General features: G+C 69.5%; 4 protein-coding genes. 2 read left to right on the forward strand and 2 right to left on the reverse strand.

Going from position 1 to position 2,585, the window contains the following annotated elements:
• Positions 1-2: 2 nt before the first annotated feature.
• A complete protein-coding gene (locus tag ACOADB_RS01525) occupies positions 3-137 on the reverse strand; it encodes a hypothetical protein (protein WP_378596147.1) in 135 nt (44 codons plus the stop codon).
• A gap of 62 nt (positions 138-199) precedes the next feature.
• On the reverse strand, positions 200-868 hold the full coding sequence (gene rpe, locus ACOADB_RS01530) for a ribulose-phosphate 3-epimerase (RefSeq protein ID WP_378596148.1): 669 nt from the start codon (positions 866-868) through the stop codon (positions 200-202).
• Between the two features lie 113 nt (positions 869-981).
• Between rpe and ACOADB_RS01535 the strand changes: the two genes are divergently transcribed.
• Both ACOADB_RS01535 and ACOADB_RS01540 read left to right on the forward strand, forming a co-directional pair.
• Positions 982-1,512: a SigE family RNA polymerase sigma factor gene (locus ACOADB_RS01535; RefSeq protein WP_378596149.1), complete on the forward strand. Its 531-nt coding sequence runs from the start codon at positions 982-984 to the stop codon at positions 1,510-1,512.
• A partial coding sequence (locus ACOADB_RS01540) for a hypothetical protein (RefSeq protein WP_378596150.1) occupies positions 1,509-2,585 on the forward strand: 1,077 nt, incomplete at its 3' end. The genes ACOADB_RS01535 and ACOADB_RS01540, both read left to right, overlap by 4 nt.

The following is a 2,585-nucleotide window of genomic DNA, read 5'->3' on the forward strand; positions in this document are numbered from 1 at the left end:
CCTCAGCGGCCCTTGCCCGGGGGAACGATCGACGACGTGTTCTTCGCATCGGCCTTGGCGTGCTTGTCCGCGCGCTTCTCCTTCAGAGACTTGCCCGCTTTCTTGGACAGGTTCTGACGGGGTGACTTGTCGGCCATGACTGCTCCTTTGAGTGGAAGCCTGAACGGCTTCCCCACCGACAGTACGCGTGGGTGCGGAGCTACTTCACCTGTGCGGCGGTGGCGGCTTCGCGCAGGGACGCGATCATCTTGTCCGGGTCCTCGGCGGAGTAGACGGCAGAGCCGGCGACGAACACGTCGGCCCCCGCCTCGGCGCAGCGCTCGATGGTCTCCAGGGACACGCCACCGTCGACCTGCAGCCAGGTCTCGACGCCGTGCTTGTCCATCAGCGCCCGCGCGCGGCGGATCTTGGGCAGGCACAGGTCGAGGAACTTCTGGCCACCGAAGCCGGGCTCCACGGTCATGATCAGCACCATGTCGAGCTCGGCGAGCATGTCCTCGTAGGGCTCGATCGGGGTCGCAGGCTTGAGCGCCATGCTCGCCCGGGCGCCGGCCTTGCGGATCTCCCGCGCCAGGCGCACGGGGGCCTTGGCCGCCTCGACGTGGAAGGTCACGGAGCCGCAACCGGCCTCGACGTAGGCCAGGGCGTTGCGGTCGGCGTCCTCGATCATCAGGTGCGCGTCCAGCGGCACCGAGCTCGCGCGGGCTAGCGCCTCGACCATGGTCGGGCCGAAGGTCAGGTTGGGCACGAAGTGGTTGTCCATGACGTCCACGTGCACCCAGTCAGCACCGGGGATCCGCGCGACCTCCTCCCCGAGCCTGGCGAAGTCGGAGTTGAGGATCGACGGCGTGATCTGGATGTGGCCCACGATCGGCCAGTCTAGGGAGCCTGCTCACCGGCCGGGAAACTCGCGTACAACCCTTTGCGTGGCTCGCGCGTCCTTGGGACATGGAGCGGCAACATGAGCCCGGTGGAGGCGCGATGACAGCGCGGCCCCGACGGGGTGCGGCTGAAGGTGGCGCGGACGAGCGGGACGACGCCGCGTTCGCGGCCTTCGTCGAGGCACGGCTCCCCCACCTGCTCAAGCTCGGCCGGGCCCTGGCCGGCGACGAGCAGCGCGGAGCGGACCTCGTGCAGGACGCCCTCGAGCGCACACTCCTGCGGTGGAGGCGCGTCGATGACCCCGAGGCATTCGTACGACGAGCGATGGTGAACCGCAGCGTGTCGGTCTGGCGCAAGGTGCGCCGCGAACGCCCCCTCACCGAGCGGGGCGATGCCGATTCCGGTGGATCAGAGCGGCCGTTCGACCACGAGCTCCTCGCCGCCGTACGACGGCTGCCACCGCGGCAACGGGCCGTGATCGCGCTGCGCTACTACGAGGACCTCACCGAGGCGCAGACCGCCGAGGCGCTCGGTTGCTCGATCGGAACCGTCAAGAGCCAGGCGAACCGCGCCATGGCTGCCCTCCGTGTCCAGCTGCCCACCTTCGCCGACCGGGAGGAGATGTCATGACCAGCCTCGAGGAAGCCCTGCGCGAGGCCTTCGGCGCGGACGTCGACGGCGCCACCGACCGGATGCTCAGCGACGTACGCCGCGGCGCCCGGCGCCGTCGTACGACCCGGACCACGCTGGGTGCCGTGGTGGCATCTGCCGTCGTGGTCGGCGGCATCGCGTTCGGCGGATCGCTGCTGTCCGACGACTCGCGCCCGTCCCCGGCACCGAGGCCGACGGAGACGGTCACTGACCCCGCGCCGCTCGATGCGTTGCCGTCCTCGCTCGCGGTGGAGGCCGCAGGCGGTGTTCTCTACGTGACCGCAGACAACGCCCAGTGCGACTGTTCGGTGCTCTACGAACGGCGCACCGGCAAGCTGCAGGAGCTGCACCGGTTCCCGGTCCCGTTCGTCGACCGGCTGTCCTTCACCCCCGACGGCCGCAACGGCTGGGCCGCGGCCGAGGACCAGGTCTGGACCACGCACGACGCCGGACGCACCTGGACCACCCTCGACCTCCCGCCCGAAGCGCCTCAGTACCTCGGCGACAGCTACCTCGTGGACTCCTCCGCGGACTACGCGTGGATGGTGAACTTCGGGTCGGGCAGCCTCTGGCGCGCTCCGGTCGGCAGCGACGACTTCCAGCACTTCGACGTCCCCGACACCGACGGCATGCAGTGGGTCGCGATCGTCGGCGACACCGTCGTCGTCGAGCCGCGACCGATCGGCGAGGGCAACATCACGTCGGTCCCGCGACTCAGCACGGACAACGGCATCTCGTGGCAGGAGCTCCCGTGGCCATGCTCCGGCGAGCACAGGTTGCTCCCTACCAACGGGGCGATCTTCATGACCTGCGAGGGTGTCGGAGAACCCGAGGCGACCATCTACCGATGGACCGTTGGGAGCGATTACTTCGTAGGGTTCAGCAGCACCGCCGCCGTCTCGGGTGCGATTCCCCTCACCGAGGACAGCGTCCTGGTTCCTGGCGCGGACCCCGTCCTGGTCACTGAAGACGGTGCGTCCCCGGTCGACCTGGGCCTCGCGGACGACGCCTCCATCTGGGATGCAGCGCAGGTCGACGGAGTCCTCTACCTC

Origin of the sequence: Nocardioides sp. CPCC 206348 (assembly GCF_048654705.1) — a bacterium.
Classification (GTDB): Bacteria; Actinomycetota; Actinomycetes; order Propionibacteriales; family Nocardioidaceae; genus Nocardioides.

Excerpts from the sequence above, each read along its gene's own strand:
- ACOADB_RS01535 (WP_378596149.1), top strand. The coding sequence starts at position 982 with ATGACAGCGCGGCCCCGACGGGGTGCGGCTGAAGGTGGCGCGGACGAG.
- ACOADB_RS01525 (WP_378596147.1), bottom strand. The coding sequence starts at position 137 with ATGGCCGACAAGTCACCCCGTCAGAACCTGTCCAAGAAAGCGGGCAAG.